Below are 19,498 nucleotides of genomic sequence, written 5' to 3'. Positions count from 1 at the left end.
ACGTCATCTAGACTCGTCACTTCCTCAATGACTAGCTTTTTCTTAGCTTTTTCTTAGCTTGTTCATAAAGTACTCACATTAATTTTAAACTCGAAACAGAAAAAGCGTTCGCCTTTGTGTTATAATTAATAGTAGTTAGATAATTAATCTACTATTATATTCTGAAAAACTAGGAGGTCTTCTTTATGCCTTTCATGCCTTTTTATTGGGATCCAACCATCATTTTAATTTTCATTGGTTTAGCGATTTCCGGCTTTGCGAGCATGTATGTGCAATCAACTTATAGTAAATACAGTGGTGTTAAAAGTAAACGAGGCTACACTGCATCTGATGTTTGTCGTGAAATATTAAATGTATCACAACTTCAAAATGTTCGATTAGAGGGTATTCGTGGTAACTTAACAGACCATTACAATTCTCAAGACAATGTCTTGCGTTTATCAGATACGACACGTAATTCAACTTCAGTAGCTGCAATCGGTGTAGCGGCACACGAAGCTGGCCATGCCATGCAAGACCGAGACAATTACGGGCCTTTACGCTTAAGATCCGCTCTAGTTCCTGTGACTAATTTCGGGCAGACCGCTGCTTTCCCTATCTTGCTATTAGGGTTATTCATGGGCGGAAGCGACATATTAATAAACATTGGTTTACTGTTATTCTCATTAACTTTACTGTTTCAACTGGTTACATTACCGGTTGAATTCGATGCATCAAGACGAGCGATTCGTGTTTTAGAAGAGCAAAACTTGCTAACCCAAGAGGAATTGCCTCAAGCTAAAAAGGTGTTGAATGCTGCAGCCTTAACGTATGTGACTGCTGCTATCGCGTCGTTCTTGAGTGTCTTACGTCTGTTCCTCCTCTTTGGTGGCGGTAGACGTAGAAGATAATGAATGAACCCAAAAACTCCCTTCATAGCCTAAGAGAAAGATTTTCTCTTATAGCTCTGAAGGGAGTTTTCTCATTCGTTTTCTTTACGCTTCTTCAGCAAATACAATATGCCATTCATCTCGTTTAGATAAAAATCTTTGAGCAACTTCTTTAGCGCCTTCTAATGTATGATGGGCTGCCCATCCACATTGTTTTTCATTACTTGCTGGTACTTCATCTGCTTCAAGGACATCCTCCATGGTTCGTTCTAGTACAGTTAATATTTCATCGTAATTGTCATGATTAATAACCGTTAAATAAAAACCAGTTTGGCAGCCCATTGGTCCAAAATCCACAATATAATCTGCATGATTCCGAATGTGTTCTGCTGTTAAATGCTCTAAAGAATGAATCGCCATAGTATCCATATGTTCTTTGTTTGGTTGAGAAAAACGCACATCATATTTAACAATGATGTCTCCATTGATTCCTTCTTTTCGATCAGCTACTCTAACGTAGGGTGCTTTAACTTTAGTGTGGTCTAAATTAAAACTTTCAACGTTCATTTTTTTACTTGCCATCAAATAACATCTCCTTTATAGGGTTCGACTTGTCGCTTGTCTCTACTTTCGTTCCTTCAAACACCCATAAAAACTCATTCATTTGTGTAAAGGATAAATGTGAAAAGCCGGCTCTGTTTAACGCTTCGTGCACTGTATCGAGTAAGGGGTAATGCTCTGTTTTTAAATCTTCAGCTAATTCGTGATAACCTTTAATCTCAGCCTCTTTAATCACATTATCATAAACCTGTTGGGAAACGAAAATCGTATCTGCGAAAACAATTTTCCCTCCTGTTGGAAGTTGGTCAGCGTAGAATTGCATAGCTTCGCTTTTTTCTTCATCATTTAAGTGGTGGAAAACGTAAGAGCTGACAATTGTATCTACTGGCTTGGAAGGGACTGGAAAATCTTCTATCTCGCCATCGTGTATTCTAAAATTACCTGGCAATTTTTTTCTAGACAATTTACGACTGTCTTCAGAAGGTTCAACTGCAAAAACATCTTTCCCTGCTGCAAGCAATTTTTCTGTCAAATTCCCTGCACCTATTCCAAACTCCAAAATAGATTGCCCGCTTCTATTAACAATTTCAGTCAAAATTTCTTCATAACCTGCAAATACTTCTATATACTCTTCTTCGTTTCTCTTAACTGACGCGTCATAATTCTTTGCCCAGCCAGTAAAGGCCTCTATAAATTCTCGTCCCATACTTTACTCCTTTAGATTACATAGTGATCTGCTGTCCACTGCCTCATATTCTCTTCTTTTGATTTGACTACTTTTGCAGGTATGCCTACAGCTGTGACGCCCTCAGGAATATCCTGTAACACAACCGCACTAGCACCAATTTTTGCGCGCTTTCCAATTCTAATATTCCCTATGACTTGCACATGGGCTGATAGCAAAACACCGTCTTCAATTGTCGGATGCCGCTTCCCTTCTTCATCCCCTCGCCCTCCAAGGGTAACCCCATGAAAGATAAGCACGTCATTTCCGATTTCTGCGGTTTCACCAATAACAATACCCATACCATGATCAATAAATAATCGTTGACCGATAGTCGCTCCTGGATGAATTTCAATTCCTGTAAGCCATCTTGCAAACATCGAAAGCATGCGCGCAATGAGTTTGATATTCTTATTATATAAAAAATGGGACACTCGATGAAAGAATAACGCCCAAATTCCTGGTGATGTTAAGATTATTTCAGCCGAGCTGCCGACTGACGGGTCATTTTTCTTATAGGTCTCCATCAACGTCTTAAAGGCCTTCATGTCTATCTCCTTTACCCTCTTCATTACAACTGATCAAAACCTCTGTTAAGATCCTCAATTAAATCGTCTATATCTTCTATTCCTACAGATAAGCGTACTAATTCATCTTTGATTCCCGTTTTCAACCGATCTTCGGGAGTGATTGAACCGTGCGTCATTAGTGCTGGTATTTCAATTAGACTCTCAACTGCACCTAAGCTTTCAGCTAATGTAATTAATTCCAAGCTCTCAACAAAGGCTTTTCCCGACAAGCCTTCCTTCAACTCAAATGATACCATTCCACCAAAGCCTGTCATTTGTTCTTTTGCAATCTCGTGTCCAGGGTGATCTATAAGACCAGGGTAATACACTTTTTCAATCAATTCGTGATTGACTAAATAATCCACAATTTGCTTGGCATTTCTTTCATGAGCGTCCATACGTATCCCCAGAGTTTTTATCCCGCGTTGGACGAGCCAGCTATCCATTGGTCCAAGAACCCCACCAATTGCATTTTGTAAGAAAGCTAAGTCGTCTGCCACAGTTTCGCTAGTTGTCGTGACCAAACCGGCTACGACATCACTATGACCGCCTAAGTACTTGGACGCACTGTGTAAAACGATATCTGCCCCCAAGTGTAATGGTTGTTGATGATGGGGTGTTGCAAAGGTATTATCAACAATAGTCAGTATCTCTCTTTCTTTAACTAATGCCGCCACTGTCTTTATATCTGTAATCTTTAATAATGGATTTGTGGGTGTTTCTAAAAATAGTGCCTTTGTTTCAGGACGAATTGCTTTTTTGACATCATTGGCTACACTTGTATCTACAACTGTGAATGTTAATCCCAATCGTTTTAATACTTTATTGATTAATCGGTACGTTCCACCATATACATCATCCCCAACAATAACGTGATCTCCTTTAGAAAACAAAGAGAAAATAGTGTGAGTTCCCGCTGATCCAGATGCAAAAGCAAAGCCACGTACACCACCTTCCATATCGGCAATCAATTGCTCTAATGCCGCACGGGTTGGGTTTCCTGTACGTGAATACTCATAGCCTTTATGTACCCCAACTTTGTCTTGTTTATAAGTGGTTGTGTGGTGAATCGGTACATTAACAGAACCGGTCGCTTCGTCATGACTGATTCCACCGTGAATGTAAGTTGTTTGTTTTTTCATTAATCTTTTTCTCCTCTGTAAATATGTTTAGATAAGTACCGTTCACTTCCATCTGGAAAAATGGTGACAATCGTGCTTCCTGGTGGCAATACTTCAGCCTCTTTCACTGCTCCGGCAAAAGCCGCACCACTGGAACTTCCAACAAATAAGCCGTTACGTCTGGCAAGTTCTTTTGTATAGTAAAATGCTTCCTCATCGCTGATCGTATACACAGCATCCATCACTTCATTTTTCATAAAATCTGGGATGAATTCCATTCCAATTCCTTCTGTTTCATGTGGACCCGGTTTTCCGCCACCAATAATCGAACCAACTGGTTCAACAACTGCCATTCTAATATTTTTGGACTGCTCTTTGAAATAGCGTGACAGGCCACTAAAGGTTCCACCGCTACCTGCACCTACAACGACAGCTGAAGGGTTAACCCCTTCTAAATCAGACAAGATTTCTGGTCCCATCGTCTCATAGTATGTTAGAGGGTTGGCTGGGTTCTCAAACTGTAATGGTACGTAAGCATTATCCATATCCGCTTGAAGGCTCTTCGCTTTTTCTATTGCTCCTGTTATACCCTCATCAGTTTTAGTATGAATGATTTGAGCCCCAAGCGCTCTCATTAGCTCTTGTTTTTCAACACTAAATTTTTCCGGTACCACAAATAGAGTAGGCATCCCATAGGTTAAGGCCGCTAGTCCAAGCCCTATCCCTGTATTTCCTGCCGTTGGTTCTATAATTGTTGTCTGGTGATTTATTTTACCTTCTTTCAAGGCACTTTCTAACAACTTTATACCTAACCGGTCTTTGATACTACCGCCTGGATTAAACTGTTCAAGTTTTGCTAGGATACGAGTTCCTTTAGGTAAAGCGTAACCATGAATCTCCATCATAGGCGTGTGCCCAATTAATTCTGAGACAGAATGTATAATCATGTGGTTCTCCTTTAAGTATGGACTATCAGCTCTTTTAGTTAAAAAAAGCACATGAGGATAACTCCTCATGCGCTTGTTCTCATCTTTGCTTAGTTAGGCCTCCAAGTGAAGGGCAATGCTAAAGAAAAGATTTAATCGTTAAGAACAATTTGAGAGCATGGGAAATAAGCTATACACGGTGTACAGCAACAGTCAATCTGCTCCTCAAACGTCATTTTATACACGATTATAACACTCCTCTTTCGTTCTTCTCTGCGCAATAAATTAGGTTGAGTTTAGCATGATATTAAGACATTGTCAAACTACGAATTGAAGATAGCCCTATTTGAACTACTTACATACTACAGACCACTGTTTATTATTTAGATTGCCTATTCTTTGTAAAAGTAAATCTGTCTCTAGTATACTGAATGAAGAAAGGTTAGATTGGAATGGGAGGATATAATATGGATATACTATGGTGGATTGTAGTTATTGCTTTATTCATCACCAGTTTTGTAGCTTTAATTTACCCTGTGTTGCCTTCTGTACTGGCAGTATGGGGCGGCTTTTTAATTTATCACTTTTTAATTAATTCAACTGAATTGTCAACCTTTTTTTGGGTCTCTATGGGCCTTATCACCATTGTTTTACTTCTAGCGGATTTATTCACTGGATCTTTAGCAGTCAAGCAATTTGGAGGAAGTAAGTGGGGCGAGAGAGCAGCTACCCTCTCTATTATTGTCGGTACGTTTGTGTACCCCCCTTTCGGTATATTGCTCTTACCATTTGTCGTGGTTATCATCGTCGAATATTGGCAACAGAAATCATTTCCTGATGCGTTGAAAGCTGCCATTGGCACCTTAATCGGTTTCTTAAGCGGTCGACTAGCTGAAGGATTATTGCAATTCATCATGATTGCCTGGTTCTTTTTGACTATTTGGTTTTAATTTAATTTAACAGACTAAAAGGTCTCTCTTTTTTTACGAAAGAGAGACCTTTTTAAGTTTAGAAATCAGCAAACTCGTCGTCATCTTCTGCCTCTAACTCAGATTCTAAGTAAGAAGAATACTGATTGAAGGTCTTTTTCATGCTCTCTCTTTCATTAAATGGTTGGTTATTAGCAATTAAATTATCATAAAATACTGCTTCTGCCGTAGCAATATATGGTCTGACGAAGATAGACGCTACCCCAAACGTAACCACTTCAAGAAGGTACCAGCCAATAAAACTCAAATGTAATTGGAATAATCTAAATTTATGACCATCCATTAACTGCCTACTTTCTGTAATACAGTCCACAGCACTCAAGTACTCGCTTGGGTTTCTTTCCAGATTATCTTTATATATATAGAAAGCTTGAGAATAGGCGTAACCCTTAATAATACCTGGAATCAATAACAGTAAGGACCATAAGAAAATAAATAATCCTTGAACGAGTTGAATAATGAGTATGGGGATAAAATACGTCTTCGTAAAAATCTGAAAAGCGTCTTTTAATGGACGTATCTCATATGAGGGGTAACGAATCATATCAAGTAGTGCAAAAGCAACACCAATGGTCAGGTAATTATTAAAAAAATCAACAATGAGATTCACTTGTGTGCCATTTTCAGCTGGTCTCATCAGTGTTGTCCAGCCAAACCCTACAGCTGTGCCTGTAATCAGGACAGATATTAAAACAGGTACAAAATATAGGATAACAACCTTTAGCTCTCTCCCTTTCATCTGCAAACTGGCTTCTCTTCTAATCTCCGCGCTAGAGGGATAATAGTGTGGTGAGTACATGCTTTTCCTCCGTTCTAAAGAAAAAGCTACAAACATCCATTTTATGATATTTGTAGCTTTTAACTGTTATTCTTCTATTTTTTACTGTTTATGTTATTCAGAACCCAATTCTTCACGTACTACTGAAGCAATGCGTTCCACGTATTCGTTGACTTCTTGATGCGTAGGAGCCTCTGCCATAATACGTAACAAGGACTCTGTTCCACTAGGTCTAACTAATACTCGACCATTATCGCCCATTTCATTTTCAACTTCTCTAATTACTTGGCTGATCGCATCGTTAGACATGACATTATGCTTATCAGTCACTGGAATATTGACCAATTTTTGTGGGAAGGTTGTTACTTCTTCAGCTAGTTCAGATAATTTTTTACCTGTTTGTTTCATTACATTTAATAGCTGAATACCTGTTAATAGGCCATCTCCAGTTGTATGATAATCTAAAAAGATAACATGTCCAGATTGTTCTCCACCTAAATTGTAACCATTTTTAACCATTTCTTCCATCACGTAACGGTCTCCGACAGCTGTCTTCACAGAATCTAAGCCATGTTTTTCCAGCGCTTTATAAAACCCAATATTACTCATAACAGTTGACACAATCGTATTCTTCTTCAAGCGGCCTTCATCATGCATATACTTACCGCAAATATAAAGAATCTTATCGCCATCTACAATATTTCCTAATTCGTCTACAGCAATGAGGCGGTCTCCGTCACCATCAAAAGACAAACCGACGTCTGCTCCTTTTTCTTTTACGAATTTAGCAAGATGTTCTGGGTGTGTACTTCCTACCCCATCATTAATATTTAATCCATTCGGTGAAGCGCCTGTCACATCAAATTCCGTATCTAAATCTGCAAACAATCGGTTAATAATCGGACTAGCTGCGCCGTTTGCTCCATCAAGTGCTACTTGCAAACCTGACAAGTCCCCTGAAATGGTTTGAGTTAAGAATTGGATATATTTAAGTATACCTTCTTTGTATTCTTCTGATGTACCTAATCCAGTCGAACTTGGGCGTGGAAGATTATCTTCTTTTGCATCCAATAGTTCTTCTATCTCAGCTTCTTGATCATCAGATAATTTAAACCCATCTGAACCGAAAAATTTAATCCCGTTATCTTCAACCGGGTTATGAGAAGCAGAAATCATAATGCCTGCTGTCGCATTTTGCTGGCGAGTCAAGAAGGAAACTCCTGGAGTAGTAATGACTCCGAGTCTTAACACTTCTACTCCTGCTGATAATAAGCCGGCAATAAGAGCATACTCTAACATACCACCCGATATACGTGTGTCTTTTCCTACCAATACTCTTGGATGGTCAGTTTCTGCATGACTTGCCAGAACATACCCTCCAAAACGGCCTAATTTAAATGCTAACTCGGGTGTAAGTTCTTTGTTGGCTACGCCTCTTACCCCATCTGTCCCAAAATAATTTCCCATATTAACTGTCCCTCGTTTCTTAGTTTTGGTCACTCATGTTGTTAACCACTTCATCATCTTCGTCTTTATCTTCATTTGCACTGCCATCGCCTGGATCCAATAAATCTTCTTCTCCATTACTTAATTGACGAACCCTTATTAGAACATCTATCTCTTCCGGATCACTTTCTGACACACCGTCTGGTAACACAATTGGTACTGTACGAATCGTTGACTCGGTTATCCCAGATATATCTACTTGAACAGAGAAATTGGTAAATGCTTCTATGGCATCCGATTCTCCAGTAATGATAACATTCTCTGGTTCACCTTGGGCCAACTCAAGTGTGTATTCGTACCCTTCCCTTGGCGTACCTACTTGCTCTAATACAATTGGCAGAGTGCGCTGTGTTCCCTCGACAGGTATAAGGACATCAATTTGCTGAGGGGAAATATTTACATTTAATGGTTCTCCTGCCTCATCAACGACTAACACATTTAAGGTCATTTCAATATCACTTACTATGTCGCTACTCTCAGGCATAACAATAACCATTACATCACTGATCATGTCCATCGTTGAGGCTGCTCCAGATATAGTAACAACTTCGTTAGATAACAGAGGCTCTCCGGCAGTATAGCCATCTTCTAAATGAGCTGACTCATTAAATTCTACGCGAACGTCATGCTCTTCTACTATTTTTTCTTCAATGTCGACCGTTACTTCCGCTGGCATAATACTATAACTCAACTGACTACTCAACCCCTCCGCTTCAAGCGGTATGGTATGCCTACCAGGTCCAAGTTCGTTTAAATCCGGTGTGACAATATTATAACTTTGAGTAGCTAATGTTTGTGTTAATACGGCTTGTGGTCCTTCCAAACGTATAGTGGCTGTTTCAGGAATACCTGATACAAAATAATTGTCTCGGTCAATATTAATATCAATTGGTAAATTAGTGACAACTTCCGAGCTGGTAATGCTCGCCCCATCGGTTGGGTTAGTCGAACGGATGCGCGACTGATTTTCAAGCGACACAAAAGAAAACAATATGACAGATAATAGCAGAGCAATCAGTCTGATAATCCATGGATTATCCATATTGAATTTCACTTGTTCGACACTCCTTTCCGGATAGCTTCAGAAACGTGTTGAAAGAATGTTTGTTTTTCTTTTTCCTTAGTTGTTTCTACCAATTCTTTATTCAGATACTCAACCACTTCTTCATTGGACATATCGGTAATTAGATTTCCACGACGCGAAATACTGATTTCGCCCGTTTCTTCAGATACTACAAGGGTAATAGCGTCTGAAGCTTCAGACAACCCAATAGCTGCTCTGTGTCTGGTCCCTAACTTTTTAGGTATAGCTGGACTTTCTGAAAGAGGAAGGTAGCTTGCTGCAGAGGCTACTTCGAAATCTTTAATGATAACTGCGCCATCATGTAAAGGCGTGTTAGGAATAAAAATGTTGATTAACAATTCAGAAGATAGATTTCCATTTATGGGTATGCCTGTTTGGATGTATTCATCCAAACCTGTATCCATTTCTATAGAAATCAACGCCCCAATCCGTCGTTTACTCATGTACTGCAGTGCATGAGATAAATGATCGACAATAAGTTCACTAGGGTTAGATTTGCGTTTTCTTCCAAAGAGATACCCTCTCCCAAGGTGTTCTAATCCTCTTCTCAATTCGGGTTGGAAGATGATGATTAAAGCCAAAGCTGACCATTGAATAACGAAGTCAACGACAAATTCAGTCGTATGTAATTCGAACAGCATACTGATCGTTTTTAGTATCAGAATGACCCCAATACCCTTTAACAGTTCAACAGCCCGGGTGCCTCGAACAATCCTCATCAACTGATACATGAAAAATGCAACAATTAAAACATCGATAATATTAATGGCCGTTCTCCAGGCCCAAAGCCTTGACCAATCAAAATTGGTAAGGAAATCTAATGGCATGCTGCCACCTCCACAATCTACAAATACTCCTTGTAGTATAACACATAAGACGGTTCCAATAACCCTGGAATTAAAAATGTAAAGAAATATACATGGTTTTTTTACATGTTACTGACTCCATGACAAAGCTCGCTAACCTGGCATAAGCCTTTTAAGTTCTCATCTTTCATCAACTCACTAGCTAATTTCCCCTCTTTAATACATACGAAAAAAGCTGCACAACAGAACTTAACTGTTGTGCAGCTTTTTTAATACTGGGCTACTAGGATTCGAACCTAGGAATGACGAGACCAAAACCCGTTGCCTTACCGCTTGGCTATAGCCCAATGAAGTGGAGGGAGCAGGATTCGAACCTGCGAACCCGAAGGAACGGATTTACAGTCCGGCGCGTTTGGCCACTTCGCTATCCCTCCATATTAAAGACTTAACCGGTTGAACTCTATTACTCTATTTAAGTTATAGATTTTAATCTATTTACTAAACATGTCAACTGGTGTAACAGTCATGACCCCTACGGGATTCGAACCCGTGTTACCGCCGTGAAAGGGCGGTGTCTTAACCGCTTGACCAAGGGGCCTTACCTTGCGCTTTTTAAGCACAAGATATATTCTATAATGAAATTCAGTTAAAGTCAACCACTTTTCTGTTTTTCATTAGTTAATTATTATCCGCATGAATATGCCCATATTTATCGGCTTTTCTATCGAATAAAGTAACAACATACGGGCACACAGGTACAATTTTTTTGTTCTCTTTTTCCATCTCTTCAACCACTCGGTCAACCAGTTTCTCAGCAATCCCTTGCCCTCTAAGTGAAGGATCAACGAAGGTGTGATCGATGGCAACAACGTCTCCTTGGTCAACAAATGTCACTTCAGCTAGCAGTTTCCCGTCTTCTTCTTTGTAAAAACGATTTGTTCCTTTTACAAATTCCATTTCCATCATCCCTTCTTCTTTAGATTCTTATCTCATCATAGCACGACCTGTTCATTTTTTCTTTAACAGTGATTTCAATGACCACTTTATTTTCTAATCTAATGTAGGTTGACTATTTAACGTTTCGGTCAAATGAAAATCACCTGTACCGGCTTCTTCTCCTAATTCTTCAACGGCATCCAAGTCGTTAAAATGCCACCATTCGGAGGCGATAGGCGTGAGCCCAGCTTCCGTTGCATAGCCTTGCAGTCGTATGGAGCCTTCCGTCATTTCATCAACTAATTCATGCTCCAACCAAGCCGTTTGGGAGCTTGAGGAAAACGGACTTTGATAGATGACGGAATCTACACTCAATTCGTGCATGGGTGTCTGCATATCGTACTCAACGTATTCACTTACATTTAGTGTAATATAGTCACCGATTACTTTATGCTCCATTGTCTCAACCTTGACTAGGCTCATGTCAATGGCAGCTCCTCTTTGGTGATTGGATACATCATTTACGACGATAAACCAAGCTAACGTCCACGGTGCGCTATTTAAGTTTTTTTCAATCTCCTCATCTTCTTCTGCAAGGGCTGTTAGGGACTCACCTACCAGAACTTGGACATCAAATGGCCGGTATGTTTCATAAAGCTTTAAGGCCTCTCCATTGGTTAATGCGAGTCTTTGAGCCACACTAATCTTCTTGGCTGTTGAATACAACACTGGCATGATAAATGCTTCTTCTTCCAACCTTTCATTATAGTCAACCGCTTCATATAAAGCCTCGCCTGTCAACTCTGGTATATCTTGAGACGATGACTTAAATAATGAGGAGTAGCTGTTGGTATTGTCATAGATAATTGACGGCATGATATCCGGCAAATTGATAAAGGCACTTTTGTGTTCAATCCATCCCCTTGCATTTGCTGTTCGAACTTCCCACCAGTTACCATCTTCAGACAGTATTTCAAAAGGCGTTCCAGATATCAGTACTGCTTCAACAGGTGCTTGTTCATAGGGGTGGGTATGTAGTTTCTGGCTTACAGAACTGTATCCTGCTGCACCTTCAATCGGTAATTCGAACTCTCCCTCATTTAAAAAGGGCCCGCTCCCTTGCCTCGCCTGGTCTTGTCTATCGGTTTCATCCGATTGTTCATCAGCATTCTCGTTCCTGTTAGATATCATCTCATCTAAAGTGTCTTCCCAATCGTCCCCCGTCTCACTTCCACTGTCATCGCTGGAGAGATTCCACCAAATGAGTCCCCCTAATAAGAGTAAAATGGGCAGTATGATTAAACTTAGTTTTTTTACATTCATGTCATTCTCCTTTTAAATAAAGCCATTAAAAACCCATATTTTCAGTAAATATAATACAATTAAATGCAATGGATAGAATATATAAAATGACCACTTAGATAATTTTGTTTTTGTTCCTAGTTTACCATTGTGAAAGTAAAATAAGACTATAGGCAATAGAAAGCCAAATCTATAGGTAACATGGGGGCCTACCCTTATTAGTCCTTGACCAACATAAAGGATTAGCCCAATAAGGGTATATCCAGTCATTTGAAGACGGAAGTTATGTCTAGTTAAACCGAACCATACGATCCATAACACCCCAAGATAATTCCAGTTAGCATTGTAGGCTAACAGGCAACAAAATAAGACCCAGCCGATTTTTACCCATAGAGGCAGACGCTTTGAACTGGCTCCCATCAACGCTACCAATCCCATTGATAGAGACCAAATGATACTTGTCGCTCCGAAAAATGGCAAATCAAAATAAATGACATACGGCGCATGGGATATTAAGGCAAACAGTAATAAACGACCTAAGTATCTCTTTTTATTTGATGTATGGTGATGTCCTTCGGCTATTAAGTAACACATCACGGGTGCCGCAATTCTTCCGATAAAATGAACCCCCCAATTCATAGGCGTATCAGAGGGGATAAGCAAATAAGAGATATGATCCAGAAACATCGCAGTAATAGCTATCATTTTCAGTGCATGGACACTTATTCCGGCTCTTTCGTAAGACAACTGTTTTTCCTTAATCATTATTCTTCCTCATTCCTTCAATTCAAGTCACATGTTTAAGTTACCTATTTGAAACTCCCAGCTAATCTAAGTTAGATTCTAATATCAATTACCGATAAAAACAAGGGCCCATGAAGTAGTGCCATAGGTTGACAATCTATTAATAGTTATCAAGTTGCAAATTGTTTGTTTTTATTATACGTTATACACGTGTGGATTAGATAGTATTTACTTTGTTGTCTGACTGACGTCTCTAATCATCATTTACAATAACCCAATAAGGAGTCTAAAACATGTCAACTAAAACTGAACCTTCTTTTTTGCCAGTTATTATAGGCACCGATTTAAATGCCTATACCATGGCCAGTTCTTTTTATGAAAGGTACGGTGTGAAATCTGTTTTAATAGGAAAAATTCCTATGCGCTTCACTGAAGGAAGTACGCTTATTCAGCGCATTCACTATAATGATAACCTGGCTGACCCTACACTCTTCAAACGCGTTTTAGCAGATACTGCCAAGCTTTACTCTAACACATATGACCATTTGCTTTTAATCGGAACGAACGATATTTATGTTAATTTAATTATTGATCACCAAGACTTTTTGAGTGATTATTACCTTCATAATTATATCTCTCCAGACCTTAGAGATACTCTTTTCTTTAAAAAGAATTTTTATGAATTTTGCGAGCAGCACGACATCGACATTCCAAAAACGACATTCTACAATTGTAAACATGCTCAACCTATACCGACAGATTTTACTTTTCCAATGGTGGTTAAGCCAAGTAATGTCGTGGAGTACCAAGAAAAAGGATTACATGCTGTTCACAAGCTGTATTTTCTGAATAATCAACACGAATTGGAAAAAGCGATTCGAGATATTGTGGACGGTGGGTATGAAGATGAGCTAATTCTTCAAGAGTATATTCCTGGTGATGATTCCAATATGTGGGATGCTGTTTATTACGGAAACCAAAAAGGAAAAGGCCAGTTAATCACACTCGCGCAGGTTCTCCTTCAGGAGCGCGAATCTCATTTAGTCGGAGCTTACACCGCTCTAATGGTTCGCTATGATAAAGTAGTAATGACAAAGTTAGCTCGATTCCTTGAACAAGCTGGTTATACTGGTTATGCGAACTTTGATATAAAATTAGACCCAAGAGATAATACATTGAAAGTCTTTGAAGTTAACATCCGTCAGGGGCGGTCGAGTTCTTATATCTCTTACCTTGGACACCACCTATCAGAATACATTGTTGATGATCTAATCTACCAAAAAGAGAAACCATTGACCTTGCTCAATGCAGACTTCCTTTACTCCGTTCTGCCTAATTTTGCTGTCAAAAAATTCGTTGATGATGAACAGTTAAAACAAGAGATTAAGGATTTAATCAAACGAAAAAGAACGGGTAATCCGTTAATCTCTAAAGAAGACAAAGGTCATAAAAGGAATTTGAAAATGCACTTGCGCCGATTAAACTACTACAATAAGTATAAAAACTAAAATAACACCTCTTTGATACCTAAAGGCTCAAAGAGGTGTTGTTTTAATTACGTCTAAATTTTTTCTTCATTTTTCTAATGTTCGGTACTAATTTTTCGAACAAGGTATAAACAGTTTTGTTGAAAACATAATCAATTTCACCAATGTATTCTGTGACGTCATCTTCATAGCAAAATGTTTTTTTGAACTTGTATAAGCCGTCGTCTTCACTCATATCAATGACTCCGCCAAAATCATATTGCTCAGCCCCTTCTTCAATTCCCCAGCTGATCATATCGTACTGCATCTTTTGATTCGGGTTTTTATTCCTTTTTGTATTATTGCTTCCACCGTATAAATAATAGACTTTTCCGTAATAATTAATGGTTACCGCTCCCGCTAACACATCATCTTCGTGATGAGCTAAATAAATTCTCAATCGGTCCCCGTACGCATCTCGCAAACGATAGAAGTAGTCAATGTTTCTATAGGTAATTTCATTTCGACCAGCCATAAATTTATAACCCTCAAAGAACTGTTTTACATAGTCATCTGTACGGTCCCATGTCGTGTAAACGCCTTTACGACCTGCACTCCTTACTTTGTTTCGATTTCTAGGCTGAAATTTACTCATTATGCTCTCTTCGTCGTGATCTTCAAGGTAAAGAATCATATTGTTTCTAGGTTGAATTAAGTCATTGAAGTCTACGTTTCGATTTTTGACTGTAAAGCCACCGTTCACGTACAAATCATTTAATTCTTTTGAGTACCTTATTTCAGGATCCATTCTTAAAGCAAAGGCATGATACTTCTTAGCTAACGGACGAACTTCTTCTATCAATGCCTTCACAACATCCAGGTCATCTATATCACAAAGAGGGCCTCTAGGAGCGTAAAACAAGGATAATCCACCCTTGATTTTTCTAATCAATATTGAGATTGCAGCGTAAATTTCTCCATTCTCATTTTCTAAATAAACATATTCCGAACCCCAGTCATTTTTTATATGGGACCAAGCCGGATCTTGCATAATAGACTTATTGGGATGATTCCTAACGAAAGACTCGTACTTTCCAACTTGAGCTTCGTTGTCTCGGTCTAGTATAGGCATGTTAAGTTAAATTCCTCCATCACTTGATTTTATTCTCTATTGTTCTTAATAAATGCTTCAACAATCGCAGGGTCCCCAATATAGGCTTCCTTTTTATTGTTAAGAATCATATACTCATCGTTACCCTTTCCAGCGATAACGACCGTGCCTTTATTTCCTGCCTGAGAGAGAGCCCATTCTATTGCTTCTTGTCTATCATCAATCATTCTTACAGACATATTCCCCGTTATATGTTGAGCAATTTCTCTAGATATGTCTCGAGGATCCTCAGTGTTTGGATCATCTGCCGTCAAGACAACAGTGCCCTCGTAAAGTGACAATAACTCACCAAAGTTTTGGCGTCTAGAGTGGCCCTTTCCTCCAGGGGCTCCAAGTACAACGGTTAAATGATGATTTGGATGTTCACCTTGAGCAAAATCAAGTACACTTTTTAAGCTAATATAATTGTGAGCAAAATCAACATAAATATGTGTGTCCTCATTCATAGCAAAATATTCCATTCTTCCCGGGACAACAGCTGATTCTAATCCTCTTTTTATATTGTCCTTTGACGCTCCTAACATTCGGCTGATAATCATAGCGCATAGAGCATTTTCTTTATTGAAGTTTCCTGGAATCATAATCGTATAATCATCTTCTATGTCCAATTCGTCTTCTACTCTTGATACAACGCTAAATGCATGTGGATTATCAACTAAGCGTTTAACCGTGTAGTCGGATTCTAGTCCGTCCATACTGTACGTGACAAGGCTGTCGCTGTAATAGTCAGCTTGTTTTAATAAAAGCGACGAGTGTTCTGATGTATCATTCACAACAGCTATTTTACACACGCTAATCAATTGACGCTTACAGTAAAAGTAGTCTTCCATATGGGGGTGTTCATTAGGTCCGATATGATCAGGAGATATATTAAGAAAAACTCCAATATCAAACGTCAGCCCATACACCCGGTCCAATCTGAAGGCTTGGCTAGAAACTTCCATTACCAAATACTCCATTTGGTTTTCAACTGCTTGTGCTATCAGTTGAAATAAATCGAGTGATTCAGGCGTTGTTAATGTTGACTTCAGCCAGTGTTGACCATCTAATTTGTTTCCTATAGTTGAAATCACAGCCGTTTTTTCAGGGCTCTTTTGGTTCATAATATAATGAGTTAAAAAAGTTGTTGTCGTCTTTCCTTTTGTTCCAGTGATCCCTATCATTTTGATTTTCTTTTCAGGAAAATCATAAAATGCTCGGGCCACTAAAGCCATCGCTTTGCGTATATCTGAGACGATAATACCAACTGTATTGGGAATATCATATAATTCTTCAGAAATATAATAGGTCACACCTCTGTTGACAGCTTCTTCCAGGTAGGTTCTCTCAAAAGCCTGTCCCTTACAAAAAAAGAGAGTAGACGCGTTCGTCTCTTTTGAATTATAAGTCAAGGTAGTGAATGACTGGTCCAATACGTTAGGATCTTCCAAACGAAAATACCACTCATTGCCTTCAACCACTTCTCTAAGTAGATTATGGTTAAAAACAATCTCCTGAACTTCTTTAACTGACAGTGAATACATAGCTTTCCCTCATTCCATAGTTCACAACTTATTCCATTCGTCTTACACGTATACTTTAACATATCTATTTTATCATAATCACTGGTGACAACTCCACCTCATTTGTCACAGTCTTTCGACACCTTTGTTGCCATTGAAACGAAAGGGATACTTTATACTTCTTAAGACCTATTTATAGTATAGTTTACTATTCCAATATGTATCTTTAGGTGACTTCCTGTATAATTAAACTATCATAATTAAGAAAAGGATGTTGACGATGGACACTTTGCGATTATATTTAGATCAATTTAATCTGTCTTTGCAAGATGTTGAAGAAAAGGATAAACACACTCTTTCTCAAAAATCCGTCATTCACTACTCTAACGACTTTTTGAAAAGCTTGTCTAAAGCGATTAACAAAGAGAGAAGTCTTATCTTGTTGGACCTTTTAACTCTAGAAGAGCGTCAAACAGTGGTTAAAGTCTCAAATGACCAAGAGTTCATCGATGCCATCAATGATTACGCCACTTATATCTTCATTGACCCTCTATACAAAGAAAAACGCAAAAAACTGGTTCAATCCGTTTTAACAGAACAGGATTTACTAGGATTCGAACTTGGATCCAGAGGTGGTATTCATATAATGGATTCTCTATTTTACTGGATTATGGGCCACTTTGGAACGGATTCAAAGGAATATAAAGTCTTGGAAAACAAACTAAGACGTTACCGTATGAAAGCAAATGATTCAGAAGGTGCACTCATTTACGAACAAGAAGAGACGTATTAATCTGAAAAAAGACCATCATAACCTATTTAGAAAATGGTCATATCTTCATGGTGTTAGAAAGGACGAAAACCTTGTATGAAAAGTTTATCTATTAACGACCAACGCCAGTTTTTTAATACAGGAACAACACGCGATTATGCTTTTCGCCGATTTCAATTGTTGCAACTGCGTCACATGATTAAACGTAATGAAGACCGGATTTACAAAGCCTTAGAAGCTGACTTCAAGAAGCCACCATTTGAAACGTACTTATCTGAAATTCAAATGACCTATGATGAAATCGACTACTTGCTGAAAAATTTGAAACAGTTGATGAAGCCTAAACGTGTCCGAACGCCTTTGACCCATTTTTATGCTAAAAGCCATGTGTTTAGCGAACCTTTGGGAAGTGTGCTGATTATATCGCCATGGAATTACCCAGTTGTGTTGGCATTGAGTCCGTTAGCTGGTGCTATTGCAGCAGGAAATTGTGTGGTGTTGAAACCTTCCGAAGTCAGTTCTCACACGTCTCGCTTATTGAATGACTTGCTTTCTAATACGTTTAGATCTGACTATGTCCGAGTCGTTGAAGGTGAAGCAGATGTCACTCAAGAATTAATTTCTCTAGGATTCGACCACTGTTTCTTTACTGGGAGTACCGAAGTCGGACGCCAAGTCATGAAAACAGCTAGCGAGACTTTAACGCCAGTTACGTTAGAGCTTGGAGGTAAAAGCCCGTGTATTGTCGCAGAAGACGCTGACTTGGTTAAGGCAGCCGCTCGCATTGTCTGGGGGAAATTTTTGAATGCTGGTCAAACGTGTATCGCCCCCGACTATGTTCTTGTTCACGAATCCGTTAAGCCAACGCTTATCCGACTAATTAAAGAAGTCTTACACCGATTTTACGGGTTGTCAGTGTTGACGAATACGGATTACCCGAGTATCATCAATGACAAACATTTTAACAGACTCAATGAATTAATGACTAATCAGTTTATTATTCACGGTGGCCAATCTGATTCTGATTTGAGAAAGATTGCTCCCACTCTTGTCGACGAACCGTCTATGGACAGCGACATCATGCAAGAAGAAATATTTGGTCCTTTACTCCCTATCATCAGCTATGAGTCCATGGAAAAAGTTGTTTCATATTTACAAGAGAAACCGAAGCCTTTAGCACTGTATTTGTTTACCGAATCAGAAGACTATAAACATTTCGTCTTGAAGAACGTGTCCTTTGGCGGTGGTTCAATTAACGATACGATGATTCATTTCGCTAATGTGAATATGCCATTCGGTGGAGTAGGCGCCAGCGGTACAGGCAGCTATCATGGAAAAGCCAGTTTCGACACGTTTTCTCACTATAAGAGCGTCTCTGAAAAAACGACGCGCTTTGACTTGCCGATTCGATATGCCCCGTATAAAGACAGATTGCTGAACGTGATTAAAGCTATTTTGTGATTAAAGACAAACAGGAAAGCCTTTTGACTAAGGCCTTCCTGTTTTTTAATAGTATGACATGTTGGTGGCGTTGGATACAACTTAATTAGTAAATTACATTTTAAGTTGTATCCAAATCCGTTTTAGTACAAGTTGCTGGGAAAATTACTTTTTAAGTTGTATCCAAATGCGTTTTAATACAAGTTAATGGTGAAATTCGATTTTAACTTGT

Annotated in this window: 19 protein-coding genes and 3 tRNA genes; 5 read left to right on the top strand and 17 right to left on the bottom strand. The window is 38.9% G+C overall.

The features are described from left to right. Window positions 1-194: 194 nt before the first annotated feature. Window positions 195-890 carry a zinc metallopeptidase gene (locus C3945_RS07160; protein WP_161879035.1) on the top strand — a complete coding sequence of 232 codons (696 nt, stop codon included), beginning with the start codon at window positions 195-197 and terminating at the stop codon, window positions 888-890. Window positions 891-974: 84 nt separating this feature from the next. On the opposite strand, the gene C3945_RS07155 is transcribed toward C3945_RS07160, so the two are convergent. The 5 genes from C3945_RS07155 to C3945_RS07135 are packed head-to-tail and all read right to left on the bottom strand — an operon-like array spanning window position 975 to window position 4,791. Continuing rightward, window positions 975-1,451, bottom strand: a complete 477-nt coding sequence (locus C3945_RS07155; RefSeq protein ID WP_161879012.1) for an S-ribosylhomocysteine lyase — start codon at window positions 1,449-1,451, stop codon at window positions 975-977. Beyond that, complete coding sequence (locus C3945_RS07150; RefSeq protein WP_161879011.1) at window positions 1,441-2,136, bottom strand: class I SAM-dependent methyltransferase; 696 nt, start codon at window positions 2,134-2,136, stop codon at window positions 1,441-1,443. Before C3945_RS07150 ends, C3945_RS07155 begins: the two co-directional genes overlap by 11 nt. Window positions 2,137-2,147: 11 nt before the next feature. Continuing rightward, on the bottom strand, window positions 2,148-2,702 hold the full coding sequence (gene epsC / locus C3945_RS07145) for a serine O-acetyltransferase EpsC (protein ID WP_161879010.1): 555 nt from the start codon (window positions 2,700-2,702) through the stop codon (window positions 2,148-2,150). Window positions 2,703-2,725: 23 nt separating this feature from the next. Continuing rightward, on the bottom strand, window positions 2,726-3,865 hold the full coding sequence (locus tag C3945_RS07140; protein WP_161879009.1) for a trans-sulfuration enzyme family protein: 1,140 nt from the start codon (window positions 3,863-3,865) through the stop codon (window positions 2,726-2,728). Continuing rightward, a complete protein-coding gene (locus C3945_RS07135; protein WP_161879008.1) occupies window positions 3,865-4,791 on the bottom strand; it encodes a PLP-dependent cysteine synthase family protein in 927 nt (308 codons plus the stop codon). The genes C3945_RS07140 and C3945_RS07135 overlap by 1 nt, the downstream gene beginning before the upstream one ends. Before the next feature lie 446 nt (window positions 4,792-5,237). Between C3945_RS07135 and C3945_RS07130 the strand changes: the two genes are divergently transcribed. Beyond that, window positions 5,238-5,720: a DUF456 domain-containing protein gene (locus C3945_RS07130; RefSeq protein WP_161879007.1), complete on the top strand. Its 483-nt coding sequence runs from the start codon at window positions 5,238-5,240 to the stop codon at window positions 5,718-5,720. Window positions 5,721-5,778: 58 nt separating this feature from the next. Here the strand turns inward: C3945_RS07130 and C3945_RS07125 are convergent, their stop codons facing one another. The 10 genes from C3945_RS07125 to C3945_RS07080 form a co-directional block, all read right to left on the bottom strand. Continuing rightward, the gene (locus tag C3945_RS07125) at window positions 5,779-6,558 is read right to left on the bottom strand and encodes a DUF975 family protein (RefSeq protein ID WP_161879006.1); all 780 of its coding nucleotides are present in this window, start codon (window positions 6,556-6,558) and stop codon (window positions 5,779-5,781) included. A gap of 93 nt (window positions 6,559-6,651) precedes the next feature. Then, on the bottom strand, window positions 6,652-8,004 hold the full coding sequence (gene glmM, locus C3945_RS07120; RefSeq protein WP_161879005.1) for a phosphoglucosamine mutase: 1,353 nt from the start codon (window positions 8,002-8,004) through the stop codon (window positions 6,652-6,654). Between the two features lie 19 nt (window positions 8,005-8,023). Then, window positions 8,024-9,097: a CdaR family protein gene (locus tag C3945_RS07115; RefSeq protein WP_161879004.1), complete on the bottom strand. Its 1,074-nt coding sequence runs from the start codon at window positions 9,095-9,097 to the stop codon at window positions 8,024-8,026. Further along, a complete protein-coding gene (gene cdaA / locus C3945_RS07110; RefSeq protein ID WP_161879003.1) occupies window positions 9,094-9,954 on the bottom strand; it encodes a diadenylate cyclase CdaA in 861 nt (286 codons plus the stop codon). Before cdaA ends, C3945_RS07115 begins: the two co-directional genes overlap by 4 nt. A 254-nt stretch (window positions 9,955-10,208) precedes the next feature. Then, window positions 10,209-10,280: transfer RNA gene (locus C3945_RS07105), tRNA-Gln, on the bottom strand. Between the two features lie 6 nt (window positions 10,281-10,286). Then, window positions 10,287-10,367 (bottom strand) — tRNA-Tyr (locus C3945_RS07100). A gap of 92 nt (window positions 10,368-10,459) precedes the next feature. Then, window positions 10,460-10,531: transfer RNA gene (locus C3945_RS07095), tRNA-Glu, on the bottom strand. 80 nt (window positions 10,532-10,611) lie between these two features. Further along, window positions 10,612-10,890: a GNAT family N-acetyltransferase gene (locus C3945_RS07090; protein WP_161879002.1), complete on the bottom strand. Its 279-nt coding sequence runs from the start codon at window positions 10,888-10,890 to the stop codon at window positions 10,612-10,614. A gap of 93 nt (window positions 10,891-10,983) precedes the next feature. Continuing rightward, complete coding sequence (locus C3945_RS07085; RefSeq protein ID WP_161879001.1) at window positions 10,984-12,192, bottom strand: M15 family metallopeptidase; 1,209 nt, start codon at window positions 12,190-12,192, stop codon at window positions 10,984-10,986. A gap of 12 nt (window positions 12,193-12,204) precedes the next feature. Further along, complete coding sequence (locus C3945_RS07080; RefSeq protein ID WP_161879000.1) at window positions 12,205-12,936, bottom strand: TraX family protein; 732 nt, start codon at window positions 12,934-12,936, stop codon at window positions 12,205-12,207. A gap of 272 nt (window positions 12,937-13,208) precedes the next feature. On the opposite strand from C3945_RS07080, the gene C3945_RS07075 reads away from it, so the two are divergent. Continuing rightward, window positions 13,209-14,423 (top strand): carboxylate--amine ligase, encoded by a 1,215-nt coding sequence (locus tag C3945_RS07075; RefSeq protein ID WP_161878999.1) that lies wholly within the window; start codon window positions 13,209-13,211, stop codon window positions 14,421-14,423. 43 nt (window positions 14,424-14,466) lie between these two features. Here C3945_RS07075 and C3945_RS07070 read toward each other — a convergent pair whose 3' ends face one another. Continuing rightward, window positions 14,467-15,513, bottom strand: a complete 1,047-nt coding sequence (locus tag C3945_RS07070) for a lipid II:glycine glycyltransferase FemX (RefSeq protein WP_161878998.1) — start codon at window positions 15,511-15,513, stop codon at window positions 14,467-14,469. Between the two features lie 29 nt (window positions 15,514-15,542). Beyond that, window positions 15,543-17,075, bottom strand: a complete 1,533-nt coding sequence (gene murE, locus C3945_RS07065) for a UDP-N-acetylmuramyl-tripeptide synthetase (protein ID WP_161878997.1) — start codon at window positions 17,073-17,075, stop codon at window positions 15,543-15,545. 259 nt (window positions 17,076-17,334) lie between these two features. Between murE and C3945_RS07060 the strand changes: the two genes are divergently transcribed. Together C3945_RS07060 and C3945_RS07055 are read left to right on the top strand one after the other, a co-directional pair. Continuing rightward, on the top strand, window positions 17,335-17,847 hold the full coding sequence (locus tag C3945_RS07060) for a hypothetical protein (protein ID WP_161878996.1): 513 nt from the start codon (window positions 17,335-17,337) through the stop codon (window positions 17,845-17,847). A 75-nt stretch (window positions 17,848-17,922) separates the two neighbouring features. Continuing rightward, window positions 17,923-19,287 (top strand): aldehyde dehydrogenase, encoded by a 1,365-nt coding sequence (locus tag C3945_RS07055; RefSeq protein WP_161878995.1) that lies wholly within the window; start codon window positions 17,923-17,925, stop codon window positions 19,285-19,287. Window positions 19,288-19,498: the final 211 nt, after the last annotated feature.

Source organism: Alkalibacterium sp. MB6, assembly GCF_009935905.1.
Taxonomy (GTDB): domain Bacteria; phylum Bacillota; class Bacilli; order Lactobacillales; family Carnobacteriaceae_A; genus Alkalibacterium.
The sequence above is the reverse complement of the archived record's forward strand: the minus strand, read 5'-3'. Positions and strand labels throughout refer to the sequence as shown.